The organism is Chryseobacterium sp. YR221, from assembly GCF_900176315.1.
Classification (GTDB): domain Bacteria; phylum Bacteroidota; class Bacteroidia; order Flavobacteriales; family Weeksellaceae; genus Chryseobacterium; species Chryseobacterium rhizosphaerae.
Map to the genome: position 1 here is coordinate 175830 of NZ_FWXM01000005.1, position 17647 is coordinate 193476.

Here is a 17647-nt window from a genome sequence, read left to right on the forward strand (position 1 = left end):
AAAAGTACCAGAATCTATCATTTAGGCCATAAATTTTCAATGTACACTGGATAATACATGGTTAAAATACCTATAAAATGATCACATCAAAACACAAAAAGGGCCAATTCCCAAAAGAATTGACCCCAAACATTAACTGTTTACTGAATTATGATGTTTTTTATTTCCAGCCTCCACCTAAACTTTTATAGATATCTACTACTGTACTCAGCTGTTTTTGCTTGGCTTCAATAAGTTCCATTTTTGCATCCAGTGCATCTCTTTGGTTCAACAGAACTTCAAGATAATCTGCTCTGGAATTTCGGAACAATTGGTTGGCAATATCTATGGATTGGTCCAATGCTTTGGTTTCCTGGGATTTTAATTGATAATACTGGTCTATATTCTTAATCCTGGACATCATATTGGCAACATCCAGATACGCATTCAAAATCGTTTTATCATACTCATACAGCGCCTGAACCTGTCTCGCATCAGCTGTTTGGAAATTGGCCTTGATAGCACTTTTGTTGATCAGTGGTCCAGCCATCTCTCCAACAAGATTATAGGCGATAGATTCCGGCATTTTAACCAAATAAGAGGGTTTAAAGGCCTCCAATCCCAGGGTTGCAGATATTTCCAATGAAGGATAAAACTCTTTTCTTGCCGCTTCCACATCTAATTTTGAAGATTTCAATTCAAGTTCGGCACGTTTTATATCCGGACGGTTGGAAAGCAGTTGTGATGGAATTCCGGTATAAACCGTCTGCGGAATTGTAGACATAAAACTTTCCTTTGTCCTTACAATCGGCTGTGGATATCTTCCTAATAACGCATTGATACCGTTTTCCTTCTCAGTAATTTGCTGACGAATCGTATATTCTGCAGCTTTTGACTTGGCCAGTTCGGCTTCAAATTTCTTCACCGCCAATTCTGTTGTCGCTGCAGCTTCCTTCTGGATTTTGGAAATTTCCAAAGCTTTTTGCTGAAGCTTAATGTACTGCTGTATGATATCCAACTGATTATCAAGAGCCAGCAACTCATAATAACTGTCAGCTACCTCTTCAATCAGATTAGACAACACAAAATTTTTCCCTTCCACTGTAGAAAGATAATGAGCGACAGCGGATTCTTTCTCGGTTCTGAGCTTTTTCCAGATATCAATCTCCCAATTCGCCATTAATCCTCCTTCAAAATTCCCCAGTGGATCCGGCATTTCTCTTCCCGGTTCTATTTCGGTTGTAGCATCTCCCGCCCCTTCACTGGTATAGCGTCCGGCTTTTTTCAGTCCGGCACCTATCCCCGCAGAAACAGTTGGGCTCAGTTTTCCTTTTTTAGCCAAGACACCACTCTTAGCAATTTCAATCTCCTGAAGCGTGATCAGAAGTTCCTGATTGTTCTTTAGAGAGATTTCAATAAGGTTTACAAGATTAGGATCAGTAAAAAATTGTCTCCACGGTGTTGTTCCGCTGTTATTATTAGCATCCTGTTGTTCTTCCTGGTTAAAATTTTGAGGTATATTCTCTTTAACCTCATCTTTTATGACTGTCGCCATAGGAGCTTTACAGCTTGCCAGAACAAGCGATAAAGCAATGGTTGTGATTATATTTTTAGTCTTCAAATTTTCCATCATGTTCATAAGGTTCAGTTTGTTCTGTTAAAGGATTTTCCTCTTCATATCGTGCCAATCTCGATTTATCCGCAATCGTTCCGAAAATATAATATAACCCCGGAATAATCATTAATCCGAAAATGGTTCCTATCAACATTCCTCCTGCGGCCGCAGTACCAATCGTTCGGTTACCCACTGCACCAGGCCCGGTTGCAATTACCAACGGAATTAACCCGGCAACGAATGCAAATGAGGTCATCAGAATAGGACGGAAACGGATTGCAGCACCTTCAATCGCTGCTTTTGCTACAGGAATACCTTCTTCAGCTTTCTTCTGTACCGCAAATTCTACAATCAGTACCGCATTTTTACCCAGAAGCCCGATAAGCATTACCATGGCAACCTGTGCATAGATATTGTTTTCCAGCCCTAAAAGCTTCAAGCATAAGAATGCTCCAAAAATACCTACCGGAAGAGATAGAATCACCGGTAACGGAAGAATGAAACTTTCATACTGTGCAGAAAGGATCAGGTAAACGAATCCTAAACACACAAGAAAGATAAATACAGCTTCATTTCCACGGCTTACTTCATCTTTAGAAATCCCTGCCCAGTCTATACCAAAACCTCTTGGAAGTGTTTTATCCGCAACTTCCTGAATGGCTTTGATGGCCTGTCCACTACTGTATCCGGGAGCCGGAGTTCCACTTACCTCTGCCGAGTTATACATATTATGTCTTGTAATTTCAGATAAACCATACACTTTTTCAAGTCTCATAAAATCTGAATATGGCACCATCTGGTCTTTATCATTTTTAACATATAATTTCAACAGATCTGTTGGCAGCGCACGATACTGGGGACCTGCCTGTACAATTACCTTATAAGGTCTGTCAAAACGGATAAAACTCGTCTCATAGTTGGAACCGATAAGGGTTGATAAGTTGTCCATTGCCTTTTCAATGGTCACCCCTTTCTGTTCCGCAAGGTCATTATCTATTCTAAGCATATATTGAGGGAAACTTGCAGAATAAAACGTAAATGCCGAACCGAGTTCCGGACGCTTTTTAAGCTCTCTTACAAAATCATTACTTACCTGTTCCATTTTATGATAATCCCCACTTCCTGCTTTATCCAGCAAACGGAGTTCAAAACCTCCTGCAGCCCCATACCCCGGAACTGAAGGTGGCTGGAAGAATTCAATATTGGCTCCCGGAATATTCTTAGCCTTTTCTTCAAGTTTTTCAATAATTTCTGAGGCAGATTCTTTACGTTCTTCCCAGCTTTTAAGGTTGATCAGACAAGTTCCCGAGTTAGATCCCGTTCCTTCGGTCAGAATTTCATATCCTGCCAGGGAAGAAACAGACTGTACCCCGTCAATATCTTCAGATTCTCTTAAAAGTTCCTTTGCAATCTGATTGGTTCTTTCCAAGGTAGATCCCGGTGGAGTCTGTATAATTGCATAAATCATCCCCTGATCTTCCGCGGGAATAAATCCTGAAGGAAGGGAGTTGCTGAGAAAATAAGTACAAGCACAAAAAGCCAGTAATAATGGTAACGTAATTGTTTTTTTCGTAACCGTTTTATTAAGCATCTTCTCATATTTTCCGGCTCCTTTCGTAAAAATATTATTGAATTTATCCAGGAATATGGAAACCAGAGTTTTCTTTTTAGCTTTTCCGTGGTTATTTTTCAGAATTAAAGCACATAATGCAGGAGTCAGCGTAAGCGCTACAATTCCGGATAAAATAATAGACGATGCCATTGTAATAGAGAACTGGCGATAAAATACCCCAACAGGTCCGGACATAAATGCAATCGGGATGAATACGGATGCCATTACCAATGTTATGGCGATAATAGCACCACTGATCTCATGCATCGCCTCTTCAGTTGCTTTTAAAGGAGAAAGGTGTTTTTCTTCCATCTTGGCATGGACAGCTTCAATCACTACAATCGCATCATCCACTACGACCCCGATTGCCATTACCAGGGCAAAGAGTGAGATCATATTCAGGGTAATTCCAAATGCAGACATTACAGCAAATGTACCTACCAGTGAAACGGGAACTGCCAGTGCAGGAATAAGCGTTGAACGCCAGTCTCCAAGGAAAAGAAATACAACAATAGCCACCAATATAAATGCTTCGAACAGGGTATGTATCACTTTTTCCATAGAAGCATCCAGGAATCTGGAAACATCATAGCTGATATCATAGTGCATTCCTTTTGGAAAGTTATTTTTTTCAAGATCCTTCATCAATGCTTTTACATTTTTGATAACGTCACTAGCATTGGATCCATAGGACTGCTTTACTGTAATTGCTGCAGAAGGTTTTCCATTTAACGTAGAATAAATATCATACATGGAACTTCCAAACTCTATATCCGCGACATCTTTTAATCTTACGGATTCTCCATCAGGTTTCGCCTTTAGAATAATATTTCCGTAATCTTTTTCATTATTAAAACGTCCCGGATATTTTAAAACATATTCAAAAGACTGAGAACGTTTTCCTGAACTTTCTCCTGTTTTTCCTGGAGAAGCCTCCAAACTCTGCTCATTCAGTGATTCCATCACTTCATCAGCCGAAATATTATATGCTGTAAGCCTATCCGGTTTAAGCCAGATACGCATTGCATATTCACGGGTTCCAAGGATATCGGCAAAACCTACTCCACTTACCCTTCTCAATTCAGACATTACATTGATATCTGCATAGTTGAAAAGGAATTTCTGGTCAGCTTTGGGATCATCACTGTAGAGGTTAATATACATCAACATATTGGGCTCTTCGCGGGTAATTTTCACCCCTTCACGTACGACCAGCGGAGGTAATTTATTCACTACCGAAGATACCCTGTTTTGTACATTTACAGCAGCAACATTGGGGTCTGTACCCAGATCAAATACAATCTGAATAGAGGCTTCCCCATCATTTCCGGCATCCGAGGTCATATATTTCATACCGGGAACACCATTCAATCCTCTTTCCAACGGAATCACTACGGATTTGATCAGTAGCTCGTTGTTGGCTCCCGGATACTCTGCCGTAATATTAACTTTAGGTGGAGAAATGGATGGAAACTGCGTCACAGGAAGTTTCACTAAGGACAGAATCCCTAAAAATACTATAATCAATGAGATTACAATAGACAGAACAGGTCTGCGAATGAATTTCTTAAACATACTTCTTCATTTTAGAGTAGACTACTCTGCTTTTAATTTCAATGATTGAAGAACCTTTTTAGGATCCTGGAATTTTGTTTTTATCTTTTGGTCGTCTTTCACTTTCTGAACTCCTTCCAAAAGAATCTGATCTCCTTTTGAAAGCCCGGAAGCTACAACATAGAGGTCCGGAAGTTCATAAGCAATTTTAATATTTCGGGATTTTGCAGTTCCGTTTTTATCAATGACAAATACATATTTCTGATCCTGAATCTCGTACGTTGCTTTTTGAGGAATGATCAGTGCATTGTGAACCGGCATTACCATTTGAACTTTACCGGTTTCCCCATTTCTCAGCAGTTTTTCCGGATTCGGAAACTTTGCACGGAAAGCAATGTTTCCGGTTTCATTATCAAACTCTCCTTCGATAGTCTGAATTTCTCCTTTATGAGTGTAGGTTTCACCATTAGCAGTAATCAATGCCACTTCATTGCTGCCACGATCTGCCACATGAGTCTGGTAGCTTAAATATTCAGGTTCTGAAACATTGAAGTAAGTATAAATATTAGTATTATCTGATAATGAAGTAAGAAGATCTCCTTCATCTACCAAACTTCCAAGTTTTAGAGGGATTCTGTTGATCACCCCGGAAAACGGAGCTTTGATATCTGTAAATGACAGATGGATTTGTGCTAACTTCATTTCTGCATTGGCAGCATCCAATTTAGCTTTTGCCATCGCCTTTTCGTTTTTGGACACAATATTGTTATTGGCCAGTGTACTGGCATTTTTCAATTCAATAGACGCCTGTTCTACTTCTGCCTGTGCCTTTAGCAGCTCTGCCTGATACAGTTTAGGCATAATCCGGAATAAAGTCTGTCCGGCCTGTACATACTGTCCTTCGTCTACGAAAATCTTTTCAAGGAAACCTTTTTCCTGTGCCCGGATTTCAATGTTCTTCACTGACTGGATCTGAGCAACATATTCTTTATTAATTACAGTATCCTGGACTACCGGGGACGTTACCGGATAAATAGAGGCTTCTTCTTTTTCCTCTTTTTTCTTGGTACAGCCAACAGCCAGTAGCAGAATGCTTAAAGCAATGCCTGGGGCAACTCTTTTTATCATAATTCTAGAGTTTATATAAATCGTTAATGTTTTAATAGAAATAAGAATGGTAATCGGGAATGCTACGATGTGATGATTACCGGAAGGTCACAACGCAAGAAAACTCTCCACCTGACATCAGGCAGAAAATAAACGGAAAAAGGAATTTCTAAATTCTAATGGAACGGATGAAAAGAAATTTTTTGGCAGAAACACCAAAAACAAAACCGTGAATGTGCGGTTTAAACTGTTTATAACTTTTTAATCCGAAAATATAGACCAAACTGAAGATACCGGCAAAAACAACAATAGCCTGAAATACATCAGACAACTGAAAATCATTTTCGATAAGTTCTAAGGTGGAATTGTCTACATTGTCTGCCTTCTGCTGAACTGATAGTTTTTCGTATGTCTGGTTCAGACGGTTAGCTCTTTTAGGAATGTGATGAGAAACATGACCTGAATAGTCATTTCGCAATGTTTTAACGTTAAGCTTACTTTCCACTATAAAGAGCAGAAAAAGGCTTGTTAAAAAATATACTATAAAGTTTCTCATTTTGAAGTCGCAAATGTACATTTAGATTATGATATAATCATAGTAGATTAACAAAATTTAACGATTCTTTAAATTACCTGAATGTAGAAATTACATAGTATTTTTTTTACTTTCCTGCTTGTCTGAAAGAAAAATGACAAGCTATTCTTTATTTTATAAATTATAAATTTCTGATAGTTTTTTTGGACATTTTATGTATTCACTCCTCTTTATGTATAAAACTACACTTCAGATCCTTTTTTCAATCCCATATGCAATTTTAATAGATCTACAGCCTTTTTATCCCTTTTATAGTTCACTTTATTCACCTATACTTGATTTATAAAAACATGAACTTAAAATAGAAAATTACACATAATAAGTAAATTATTTTATCAATTAATTTATAATAATTTGTATATTTATAAAAAATAAACAACTAAATATGATAAATTTAGTTTATATTTTAAATTATCCAAAAGAGAATTTTCACCCTAATTTTTCTGAGGGTTATAAGGTGCTCTGCTCTTTAGTAAATTCCTTTTCCGTCTTCACATCACCAGGTACAATCATTTTTCCAAATTTATATTTACCTGGCTGTGCTTTTCCTTTAAAAGCCAATAGTTTTTATAATACCGCGAAAATAAGCTTCCCAATTTTTGACTTGTATTTTAACAAACCTACACACAACAACCAAAATATTTTACTTATGAGAAAGAATTTATCTTTACTGGGATTAGTTTTTGTTTCAATCCTTCAAGCACAGGTAGGTATACACACCTCCAATCCTCAAAACACATTTCATGTAGACGGAGCAAAAGACAATCCCGCCACAGGAGCTCCCTCCTCCACTCAACAGGCCAATGACGTAATTGTAACTTCCAGTGGTAGTACAGGAATCGGAACCATCACTCCCGATCCTTCCGCTATGCTGGAAGTGAATTCCCCCAACAAAGGGATTTTACCGCCCAGAGTGGTCCTCACCTCTGCCAATATGCAGCTTAGTGCCAATCCTAATGCTACGGGACTATTGGTTTACAATACTTCTTCAACTCCCTTAAAAACAGGGTATTACTTTTGGGATGGCATACAATGGCAAAAATTAGACTCTACAACAGATAACAGCGGTGTTAATGCCACTGTAGAAACTAAAGCTGTAATGGGACCCCTGACAGCCACCACAGATAATGGCAGAGCCGGCTACGCCATTGTTGTAACAACACCTGATGGCAGATTTTCTGTACGTTGCTTTATTCCTTCAGGAAGTCTATTTGCTGATGTTAATTTACAGATCAGAAATAATGATATTCCAACAGTAGATATCATTTCAAACGGGCATTATTTATGGTCCGGGGCGGGAGGATACCAGCAAAACCAACTGAGATTACCATCTGCAGCATGGGCTGGTGATAATGCAACTACTTCACAGGCACTAATTGATGCAACAACCGGAGCAAGAATACAAACAGCCCTCACCAATCCATACTGGGGAGATCCTGGTGTATATGCCAGTGGCGTTCCGGAACAAAGACTATATTCATGGACTACCACTGATGGTAATGATAAAGTTTTCTACAAAATGTACTTTATGATGGGTTCCTCTACTCCAGCCAGTGCAGGAAATGCAACAACATGTCCTGGCGGCATATGCAACACAACAAAAGCATTTTTCACTATAGATCAGGTTAAAGCTCCTTAATCAACTTCATCTGCTTCATATCACCCAAAGAAGGACTGAAAAATTCAGTTCTTCTTTTTTATTGATGAATAGGCTGTCATTGCCTGATAACGTACGTTTTGATAAGGAGAATCTATTATAAAAAACTAACTTTTATCATGATTTCCAATTATTTACAAAATCCTATTGTTATTCTCTTCTTTTTGAATTATTTTTGCCGAAAATTAAAACAACAAATACAAAATGAAAAATTTATACTTTATCTCATTTAGAATGAGCAGAATATACTTCTCTGCTTTTACAAACTAAAACTTAAATCCCTCATCCCTATTATTCTGTTTCAAAAGATCTGTTTCTAATAAACATAGAAACACATCCGATTAAAACATAGTGTTAATTTTACATAAACTAACATATTTTTAATAAAAATAGTTGTAAATTCATATAGTATTAACACCACAATTCATGAAACACTTTAAAATCACTTATCACTATGAAAAATTTATTACCATCAATCCTTTTGGGTTTGACAATTCTTTCCTCAACAGCGTGTAAACACCCCGGTAAGGAAGCCGACATTCTAACTGCTGCACCGGAAAACAAGGATGATATTTCTAAAAATGTTTATGTAGATAGCTATGGAGAAAAAATAGAAGTTACCATAAACAGTACTAAAAATACAGCAACAGTACATTTGAGTGGCAAAACATATGACCTTAAAAAAAGTGAAGCATTGCCAGAATATACCGCTTCAAATGAAGAGTATCAGTATTCTGAAATTAAAGGCAATATTACTTTTTTGAAGAAAAATGTAGACATGGTTCTCTTTCATCTTAAAAAGGATAAAAAAGAATCTGGCCCGGCTAAAATGGCATCATATTAGCTAAAGAGTTAAACATACATTTAAATTAAACTTTATGAAAAACTTGTATTACTACCTATCAGCTCTTTTTCTTGCTGTATTTCTTGTTGCCTGTAAAACTCCTGCAGTACAGAAGTCTACAGATATTACAGGAAAAACATGGAAACTTGTTGAGCTTAACGGACAACCCATTCAATTAAAAAATCCTAAGAATAATCCTCATTTTAAGCTTGACACCAATGGTATGAGATATGAAGGACATGCAGGATGCAACGGTCTTGGAGGTACTTTTGAAATAAAGCCTGATATTATGAGAATTAAATTCAATCAGGGAATGTCTACTATGATGGCATGTGAAGATCTTGATATTGAAAATCAATTTACAAAGGCTTTACTTTCTGCAGATAATTATTCTGTAAACGGGAATACTTTGACTTTAAACAAAGCAAGAATGGCTCCTTTAGCTAAATTTGTACTTCAGTAAGTATTGGAAATCACAATAAAAATACAAAGACGCTCTGCAGTTGCAGAGCGTCTTTTTTTATCCTTTCTTGTTGTATATTATATAACAGATTAAAAGACTTATATTGACCAAAACTGCAAATGAATTGGAAACAATAATGGGCAATTCATCCTTCATAAAACCATACCACACCCAGAGAGAAAGTCCAGAAATAAGAACAAGGAGCATAAGAAGAGAGATATCTTCCACATTCTTTTCCTTGATCACTTTTATAAGCTGGGGAATCATTGAAATAGAGGTTAAAATCCCTGCAATAATTCCTAATATATTTTCATTCATGGTTCTGTTTTTTTCTGTTGATAAGAATTAAAGAATGTCAGGATCAAGAAAAATTCTGATTATTTGAACCTATCTGCAGAAACTTCTTCATGAAGAGGAATATCATTCTCGATAAAATCATAAAGGTTTTTTGAAAAATAACATCCATTCAGAATTCCCCTTGCCCCCATACCATTAAAGACATATAAGTTTTTTAATGACTCATGTCTGCCAATGATAGGTCTTCTGTCCTTTACTGTCGGGCGGAAACCAAAATGAACTTCTTCCACTTCGAAATCATGGGAATAAAATTCTGAGAGACCATTTACCAACTGTTTTACCGCAGATTCATCTATATGATGATGCAGCTGTTCTCTATCATATGTTCCACCATAGAAATGCAGCCCGTTTCCAACAGGAAATAAAAAATGTTTCTTTTTGATGGTGATATCCGGCACAGCTTCGGAAAGTTTTACTTTAATGTGATGTCCTTTATTTGGAATGACAGCAACTTCTGAAAAATAAGGATTTTCCTTCACCCCCATTCCTTCACAGAAAACAATATTTTTAAAAGTAAAATCCCGATAAGAAGATTCAGAAGGATTCAGTTTCTCATACTCAAATTTTTCTTTTACCAAAAGGTCATTTTTTTCAAAATATTTAAATAAACCCGCAAAAAATCCATTAACATTCAGTCTGGCTGACTGAGACACCTTTCCGCTGAGAAAATCGTTTTTTACCCCATTTAAAGACTCAAATTTTTTAGTAAGAAAACCTGATAAGTCTTCATTTTCTGATTTCTTCAGCCATAGTTTCTGTTCATTTTCATCATGAAAAATTCTATGGATAGATTTTTCTACCAAATAATTTTCTCCTGTATATGATTCTATTTCTTCCAGCGTATTTTTAAGGAAATCAATCTGTTCCTGAGCTTTCCAGAAGGTTGTAAACTTCTTAAGAACAACAGGATTAATGATACCGGCTGAGATTTGAGAAGCACTTTTCCTTCCTTCCGAGAATATTACAAAGGACTTATTATTTTTAATTAGCTGGTGAGCGAAGAAAAGTCCTGCATATCCATCCCCCACTATAATATAATCTACATTTCTCATAATAAAAAAAACCTGAGTAAAAGTACTCAGGTTTTCTATAAATATCAAGTGAAATTTAGTAATTCCACATATCATTTTCCATTTCAAGGATCTGCGTCTTGATTCTGTCACTTTCATCTAGCTGATCATCAGCATCTCTAGGGATATAGTCCTTAATAGTACCATCTCCTAAACCAGCTGAAGATTTGTAGATTACAGAAGAGAACCTTCTCGCATTGATAATATCATCGAAAGATAAATCAGCTGAAGAGTTTTTTCTGTTGAAAACATAATTGTTTGCTAAGATATCTCTTGCATTAGGATAGAAGATCCAGAATAGATCGATAAGCTCGTCATTGCTCGCAAGCGGCTTACCATCAGGACCTATTACTCCCTGTACTGCCGGGTCAGGACCCATAGCTGCAATACCAAGAGGTCTGTATTTCATCTGTCCGTCTCTCTTATCGATGAACCACATACCCATAATTTTAAGAACTTTTACTTTATCAGTAGTCGTTTCAATAATATCGGTATATTCTTTTTTCTCCTGCTCAGTTAACTGTCTTCCAGAGTTCAGGATATCGATCGCTGCATCACTGATTTTCACATTAACCAATCTTTTCTTAATGGCTTCCGGAGTAAGTTTATCTACAAAATTTTCGTCGTTGTAAACCTGCTCAATTTTACCACTTAAAGCGGCATCAAGCAACAATTTATATAAAGATCTTGTAGGTGTAGAAAGCAATCCATCCGGATTATCATAATAGAACGGCTGATTGATCTTATCGTTCATATCAATGATTTCCCAAACAAACATACTCTTAAGGATATCTTTATCTTCTACAAAACCATATTCAAGAGGTTTTACTGTTTTATCAATAATTGTATCACCGACTTTCTGTTTATTCTCCTCTCTCATCTTTCTAAACTCTTCTGGAGAAGAAGCGTTCAGAATAGTCTGGGACAAAGCAAATCCCGAAACTAATACTAAAAGGGTGCTAATATATTTTTTCATAATAAATTACAATTTTAGTCCTATTGAACATTAATTAATATAGGAGTAATGTTTTTAATCTGTTGCCCTTCTAAACCTTGAGCTGTTGCTTTAATATCAAATATTGAAAATACATCTCCTGATCTTAAGTTTCTAACTAATCCAGCTGCTTCACCTAAAGAATTTCCATGGATCAGCAATGCTGCTTTTCCAGGTACTCTTACCATAAACTGAGTTACAGTGAATGATACTGGGAAGTCAAAGTCAGGAATAGTTGCCTGTACAGTTTGGTTCGGGATAGAAGTTGCCGGCATAGACAATATATTCTGTCCTCTCATTTGCCCCTGTGGTGGCGGTACATTCTTGATTCTATATTCAAATACCTGAGATACTGATTTACCATAAGGATCAAGACCTGACAATGTCAACTTAACTGTAGTACCAGCACCAGGTTTTACATTCCATTTACCAGGACCTGTACTTTTCACAGATGCTCCCGGAGCTGATAATGAAAGTTTAGCATTGTCTGCCCCTAAGATTGATCCTGAAACAGGGTTCTCAAGTCCTCTATACATTACATTCATTTTGTCAGCAGAAAGTAATAATCCTTTTTCAAGTTTTACTTCTCTTGGTCCTGCAATTACGTTGTAAGTATGCGTCCAAGGGTAGTTTTGAGCTTTACCTGTAGCATCCGTTAATGTAATTACACCTCCTAATTTATGTTCACCGATACCAGCGCCAGAGATAGGAATAATACCTTTTCCATTCTCCAGTTTGCTTACACCTGAGATACTGATTTTATTACTGTTAGAATAGTTACCCAACATTACTTTTACTTCAGCCTGCTTACCAGCCTGGATATCCACCGGACCTGCAACAATAGCTTCATAACTTGTAAATTTAATGCTTGCATCTACTTTCTCCTGAAGTAATAACGCCAATGCATCAGACTGAACATTTCTGGCATCATTTTGGATAATCTCTAAATTGGAAATAGCTGCAATTAAAGGCTGGTGATAGAATTTATTCTGAAACCAGGTCTTATCATTTGGAGATTTTCCTTTAGGATATTCTGCAATAAGAGATTTATTAGCTCTCTCTACTAAATCTTTAAGCTGAGCATTGTTCCCAAAAGTAGCATTAATGTAGTTTCTTACATCATCAATTTTAGCTTTTAAGTCTAATGCATTCTTTGAAGGTGTATTTTCATCTCCTTCCTTAAAGAAATATTCTGTAGTTGCTTCGTTATTGTTAAGTGCTGCAAAGTTCTCACTTACATCAACATCTTTTCCATTTTTATCTTTATCATGAAACTCAGATTGTTTTTTCAAAAGATCTTTGATATCCTGAGAAGATTTTACCAACGCATCAATCTTAGTTTTCAATACTTTGTACTGTGCCCAAGGCTGTGCATAAGTATCTGGAACTTGCTGAGCTTTAGCTTCAAGCGTCTTTTCAAAGATTTTCTCGTTCTTTCTTTCTGTTAAAGTTCTGGTTTCATTTAATGCTCTGGTAGAGTCGTAATATGATCTGATGATTTCTGCATCAATGTTTAGGGCCATCATCGCGATGAACACCAGATACATCAGGTTGATCATCTTCTGACGAGGGGTCTGTTTTCCTTGTGCCATTCTCTGTTTCTTTTTTTAGATTAAATAGTTATTTAGAAATGGTTTAGGAATTAAGACTTCATAGCAGTTAACATACCACCATAAACTCTATTTAAATTATTCAGATTAGAGGTTAAACCTTGTAGCTCTTGGTTGAATTTTTCAGATTGCTCTGCAGATTTCTGCATATCAGCAACATATTTGTTGGCGTACTCAGATTGTTTTTTACCATTCTCAAGTTGCATAGTATAAAGAGCATTCATGCTTTCCATATGCTGAGCAGCTTTATTCAACTGATCATTATATTTATGCGTAGAAGCTGATACATCTACAGTTTGGTTAATTTGATCTACAGAATTTGAAAATTTATCAATTCCTGTTCTTAATCTGTCAAATAACTGAACATCCAATTTAGCATCCTCAAGCATTTTATCTAATTTCTTAGAAAGAGAATTTTCCAATTCAGCAAATTGAGCTGCAGCATTGTTATTTCTAGAAGAAACATTAGAATGTAAAGGGTTTGGGTTAGCATGTTTATCTAATAGTTCAGGATAAACATTTTCCCATGCATAAGACTCTTCAGATTTTGGAGGGTCGAATGCAAAAATGATAAAGATAATTGCCTCTGTAATAAGCCCTACTGTAAGAGCTATATTACCATTAATGGGTCCCAAGGTAATGTGAGTAATTTTAAGCCAAGCTCCAAGAATTACAATTGCAGCACCGAATGAATAAAAGAAATTCATCCAAGCATCTTTAGTCTTAAACATATTGAGTTAGTTTTTTTATGTTAAATAAAATTGTTTTGAAAAATAATTGTCTTGTTATCTGTTAACTCTTCTTGGTTTCACAGCTGCTTCAGGAATATCCTGAACAGTTCTGAATCCGATATAGCTTCTAGCAGAATCCTTTCTTTCCCAATCTCTTGCTCCCGTCATCAATGCATATCCTATATCTTTCCAAGATCCCCCTCTTACAGATTTTTTAGTATCCTTTTTATCTTTTGTAGAAGGATTTAATGTAGAAGAGAATCCATATGAAGAATTGTTATATGCAGATACTGTCCATTCAGAAACGTTTCCAGCCATATCAAACAACCCAAATCCATTTTTCTTAAATTTCTTAACTGGAGCTGTATATGTATAAGTCCCTTTTTTCTCGTCTTCCATGTAGTTACCTCTCTTAGGCTTAAAGTTCGCTAAGTAGCAACCTCTATCATCCATTAAATATGGACCTCCCCAAGGGTAAGTGGCATTTTGCATACCACCTCTTGCAGCATATTCCCATTCAATTTCTGTTGGAAGACGGAACTGCAATGGTCTTTGTTTTTTTCTTTTTAAACTTTCGTTGTAATCAGTTTTCAATTTAGATCTGAAGCTACAATAAGCTCTTGCCTGATCCCATGTTACTCCAACTACCGGGTAGTTTTTGTAAGCCTTGTGCCAGAAATATTGTTCAAATAATGGCTCATTGTAAGCAAAGTGGAAATCTTTTACCCAAACTGTAGTATCCGGATAAATCGCGATACTTTCGCTTTTAAGGTAATTAACTCCTCTTTCGTTATCTGCAATTGCAGCGTCCATATCTCCCCAACGGTAAGTATATTTAAGCTTACTTACATCTAAAATTCTTTCGTTTCCAATTCTGGAAGATGCAGGCAAGTACAATGCTTCTAAAACCTCTGCATATTCTACATCCGGATATTTTGAAGTACTCCAATGTAATGGAATTTTCCAATCTAATCTTTTGCTTGCATCATAGGTTCCATCTTCACGGCCTCCCTGGCCTTCCATATATTCCTGATAAGGTGTTAAATTTTCTTCTTTTTTAGCAAGGTATGCGTAATCTCCTATGCTCGCTCCTTTACGTCCGCCTTCATCACCACCTTCTCCGGCAGCTTCAGCAAGTAAAGTTCTCGCAATAGAATCTCTTACATAATTGATAAATACCCTGTATTCTGAGTTGGTAGTTTCTGCTTCATCCATGAAGAAAGATGAAACAGTAACGGTTTTCAATGCTGTTTTTTCAGGTGTATGTGTTGGATCCTGATCTGCCAGACCAGCAACAAATGAACCTGCAGGAATTGCGACCATTCCGTATGGTCTTTCCGCAACAAATGATTTCGTTTTTTCTCTTGGTATCAATTCTCCTTTTGTTCCAGGCTTCCCTACAGAAGAGCTGCCACCACCTGAACAAGATACCGATGCTACCGATGCAGACAATAATAAAAGAAATATCCTTTTCATGTTAATTTTTATAATTAAGCCGTAAATATATAATTTTTTTAAGAAACTTTTAAGATTTTTTTTGAAATAACGGAAGAAATCTAAATTTATTTTATTTACAACAACTTTTTATTCAACAGTAACAGATTTTGCTAAGTTTCTTGGTTGATCAACGTTTGCACCTCTATAAACTGCAATATAATAAGCAAGCAACTGTAGGGGCACTGATGCAACGATTGGAGAGAAACATTCTGAAGTTTCAGGAATTTCAATCACATAATCTGACATCTCACTTACCTGACGATCTCCTTTGTTGACTACAGCGATAATTTTTCCTTTTCTTGCCTTAATTTCCTGAACATTACTTACAATTTTATCATAATGACCTTTTTTAGGTGCTATAATAACAATTGGCATGTTTTCGTCGATCAAAGCAATAGGGCCATGCTTCATTTCTGCTGCCGGGTATCCTTCTGCATGGATATAAGAAATTTCTTTTAATTTCAAGGCTCCTTCTAAGGCCGCAGGATAGTTGTACCCTCTTCCTAAGTATAGGAAATTAGTAGTTTCCACGAAATCTTTTGCAATTTCCTGAACCTGCTCATGGGTAGCATTTAAAACTTCTTCAATTCTCTTAGGAATAGCATCTAATTCAGCAATTAAGCTCATAAATTCAGCATTCCCCAAGTTTCCGTTATGTTTACCTAATTTAAATGCAATCAGTGTAAGAATGGTAAGCTGAGCAGTAAATGCTTTGGTAGAAGCCACCCCAATCTCAGGACCTGCATGGGTATAAGAACCTGCATCTGTAATTCTAGCAATAGACGAATCTACCACATTACATATACCATATATAAATGCACCTTTTTCTTTTGCCAGCTTTAAAGCAGCCATTGTATCTGCTGTTTCTCCAGACTGAGAAATTGCTATAACTACATCTTTATCAGTGATAATAGGATTTCTATATCTGAATTCTGAAGCATATTCTACTTCAACAGGAATTCTTGCATATTCTTCAATAAGATATTCTCCGATAAGTCCTGCATGCCAAGACGTACCACAAGCTATTATAATAATCCTGTTGGCATTTTTGAATTTTTCAACATGATCCCAGATTCCAGCCATTTTAATAACTCCCTCATCTACAAGAAGTCTCCCTCTCATTGTATCATGAATAGACTTTGGCTGTTCAAAGATTTCTTTAAGCATAAAATGCTCGTAACCTCCTTTTTCAATTTGCTCCAGGCTCAGTTTAAGCTTTTGGATTTCCGGCTCGATCTTAGAGTTTTCATTGATTGTTCTAATATCTACTCCTTTTTCAAGAGAAATAATAGCCATATGCCCTTCTTCCAGATAAATTGCTTCTTTTGTAAATTCTACAAAAGGCGAAGCATCCGAAGCAATAAAGTATTCATTTTCTCCGATTCCTATTGCTAGCGGCGAACCTAATCTTCCCACTACCAGTACTCCAGGATAATCTTCATGAAGTACAGTAATTGCATAGGCTCCATATACTTCATTCAAGGCATATCTTACCGCTGTTGGGAAATCAATCTCAGGATTCAGTTCCATGAAATACTGAATAAGGTTCACCAATACTTCAGTATCTGTTTCTGATTGGAAAGTATACCCTTTCTCAGTAAGCATTTTTTTAATAGTATCATAATTCTCAATGATACCATTATGCACAATAGCTATTTTTCCATTATTTGACAAATGCGGGTGTGAGTTTCTGTCACTTGGAACACCGTGAGTTGCCCAACGTGTATGTCCCATCCCAATTTTGGCTGTTCCTTTCAATTCTGCTGAAATATTTACCAAATCATCAACCTTACCTTTTGTTTTTTCTACTGAAAATTTCTTTTCAGTATTTTCTAAAACAATTCCTGCACTGTCATATCCTCTGTATTCTAATCTTCTAAGACCGTTGATTACTATTTCGTAAGCGTCTTGAAAACCTGTATATCCTACTATTCCGCACATATTTATTTTGTCTAGTGTGTT

At 36.5% G+C, this 17647-nt stretch carries 14 protein-coding genes; 3 read left to right on the forward strand and 11 right to left on the reverse strand.

Annotated elements, in window-relative coordinates; genetic code table 11:
* Positions 1-160: 160 nt before the first annotated feature.
* The 4 genes from B8967_RS15845 to B8967_RS15860 all read right to left on the reverse strand — a co-directional run bounded on the left by B8967_RS15845 (position 161) and on the right by B8967_RS15860 (position 6423).
* Positions 161-1618 carry a TolC family protein gene (locus B8967_RS15845; RefSeq protein WP_047489214.1) on the reverse strand — a complete coding sequence of 486 codons (1458 nt, stop codon included), beginning with the start codon at positions 1616-1618 and terminating at the stop codon, positions 161-163.
* Complete coding sequence (locus B8967_RS15850) at positions 1590-4781, reverse strand: efflux RND transporter permease subunit (RefSeq protein WP_084086724.1); 3192 nt, start codon at positions 4779-4781, stop codon at positions 1590-1592. The genes B8967_RS15845 and B8967_RS15850 overlap by 29 nt, the downstream gene beginning before the upstream one ends.
* A 21-nt stretch (positions 4782-4802) precedes the next feature.
* Positions 4803-5885, reverse strand: coding sequence for an efflux RND transporter periplasmic adaptor subunit (locus B8967_RS15855; protein WP_047489532.1), 1083 nt, complete (start codon positions 5883-5885; stop codon positions 4803-4805).
* Between the two features lie 151 nt (positions 5886-6036).
* On the reverse strand, positions 6037-6423 hold the full coding sequence (locus B8967_RS15860; RefSeq protein WP_084086725.1) for a hypothetical protein: 387 nt from the start codon (positions 6421-6423) through the stop codon (positions 6037-6039).
* A gap of 688 nt (positions 6424-7111) precedes the next feature.
* Here B8967_RS15860 and B8967_RS15865 point away from each other — a divergent pair.
* The 3 genes from B8967_RS15865 to B8967_RS15875 all read left to right on the forward strand — a co-directional run bounded on the left by B8967_RS15865 (position 7112) and on the right by B8967_RS15875 (position 9426).
* Entirely contained in the window at positions 7112-8101 is a 990-nt protein-coding gene (locus tag B8967_RS15865; protein ID WP_143330534.1) for a hypothetical protein, read from the forward strand.
* A gap of 472 nt (positions 8102-8573) precedes the next feature.
* A complete protein-coding gene (locus B8967_RS15870) occupies positions 8574-8963 on the forward strand; it encodes a hypothetical protein (protein ID WP_084086727.1) in 390 nt (129 codons plus the stop codon).
* Positions 8964-8997: 34 nt separating this feature from the next.
* On the forward strand, positions 8998-9426 hold the full coding sequence (locus B8967_RS15875) for an META domain-containing protein (RefSeq protein WP_047489226.1): 429 nt from the start codon (positions 8998-9000) through the stop codon (positions 9424-9426).
* A 57-nt stretch (positions 9427-9483) separates the two neighbouring features.
* On the opposite strand, the gene B8967_RS15880 is transcribed toward B8967_RS15875, so the two are convergent.
* The 7 genes from B8967_RS15880 to glmS all read right to left on the reverse strand — a co-directional run bounded on the left by B8967_RS15880 (position 9484) and on the right by glmS (position 17626).
* On the reverse strand, positions 9484-9744 hold the full coding sequence (locus B8967_RS15880; protein ID WP_084086728.1) for a SemiSWEET transporter: 261 nt from the start codon (positions 9742-9744) through the stop codon (positions 9484-9486).
* Between the two features lie 59 nt (positions 9745-9803).
* Positions 9804-10835, reverse strand: a complete 1032-nt coding sequence (locus tag B8967_RS15885) for an NAD(P)/FAD-dependent oxidoreductase (protein ID WP_084086729.1) — start codon at positions 10833-10835, stop codon at positions 9804-9806.
* 55 nt (positions 10836-10890) lie between these two features.
* Positions 10891-11829: a type IX secretion system ring subunit PorN/GldN gene (gene gldN, locus B8967_RS15890; protein ID WP_047489230.1), complete on the reverse strand. Its 939-nt coding sequence runs from the start codon at positions 11827-11829 to the stop codon at positions 10891-10893.
* A 20-nt stretch (positions 11830-11849) separates the two neighbouring features.
* The gene (locus tag B8967_RS15895; protein ID WP_084086730.1) at positions 11850-13439 is read right to left on the reverse strand and encodes a type IX secretion system motor protein PorM/GldM; all 1590 of its coding nucleotides are present in this window, start codon (positions 13437-13439) and stop codon (positions 11850-11852) included.
* A 50-nt stretch (positions 13440-13489) separates the two neighbouring features.
* A complete protein-coding gene (gene gldL / locus B8967_RS15900) occupies positions 13490-14188 on the reverse strand; it encodes a type IX secretion system motor protein PorL/GldL (protein ID WP_047489234.1) in 699 nt (232 codons plus the stop codon).
* A 54-nt stretch (positions 14189-14242) separates the two neighbouring features.
* Entirely contained in the window at positions 14243-15664 is a 1422-nt protein-coding gene (gene gldK, locus B8967_RS15905) for a T9SS ring complex lipoprotein PorK/GldK (RefSeq protein WP_047489237.1), read from the reverse strand.
* 108 nt (positions 15665-15772) lie between these two features.
* On the reverse strand, positions 15773-17626 hold the full coding sequence (gene glmS / locus B8967_RS15910; protein WP_084086731.1) for a glutamine--fructose-6-phosphate transaminase (isomerizing): 1854 nt from the start codon (positions 17624-17626) through the stop codon (positions 15773-15775).
* Positions 17627-17647: the final 21 nt, after the last annotated feature.

Coding starts and splice junctions, on each gene's coding strand:
- B8967_RS15865 (WP_143330534.1), top strand. CDS start 7,112: ATGAGAAAGAATTTATCTTTACTGGGATTAGTTTTTGTTTCAATCCTT.
- B8967_RS15850 (WP_084086724.1), bottom strand. CDS start 4,781: ATGTTTAAGAAATTCATTCGCAGACCTGTTCTGTCTATTGTAATCTCA.
- B8967_RS15845 (WP_047489214.1), bottom strand. CDS start 1,618: ATGAACATGATGGAAAATTTGAAGACTAAAAATATAATCACAACCATT.
- B8967_RS15880 (WP_084086728.1), bottom strand. CDS start 9,744: ATGAATGAAAATATATTAGGAATTATTGCAGGGATTTTAACCTCTATT.
- B8967_RS15875 (WP_047489226.1), top strand. CDS start 8,998: ATGAAAAACTTGTATTACTACCTATCAGCTCTTTTTCTTGCTGTATTT.
- B8967_RS15885 (WP_084086729.1), bottom strand. CDS start 10,835: ATGAGAAATGTAGATTATATTATAGTGGGGGATGGATATGCAGGACTT.
- B8967_RS15895 (WP_084086730.1), bottom strand. CDS start 13,439: ATGGCACAAGGAAAACAGACCCCTCGTCAGAAGATGATCAACCTGATG.
- gldK (WP_047489237.1), bottom strand. CDS start 15,664: ATGAAAAGGATATTTCTTTTATTATTGTCTGCATCGGTAGCATCGGTA.
- glmS (WP_084086731.1), bottom strand. CDS start 17,626: ATGTGCGGAATAGTAGGATATACAGGTTTTCAAGACGCTTACGAAATA.
- gldN (WP_047489230.1), bottom strand. CDS start 11,829: ATGAAAAAATATATTAGCACCCTTTTAGTATTAGTTTCGGGATTTGCT.
- B8967_RS15870 (WP_084086727.1), top strand. CDS start 8,574: ATGAAAAATTTATTACCATCAATCCTTTTGGGTTTGACAATTCTTTCC.
- B8967_RS15860 (WP_084086725.1), bottom strand. CDS start 6,423: ATGAGAAACTTTATAGTATATTTTTTAACAAGCCTTTTTCTGCTCTTT.
- gldL (WP_047489234.1), bottom strand. CDS start 14,188: ATGTTTAAGACTAAAGATGCTTGGATGAATTTCTTTTATTCATTCGGT.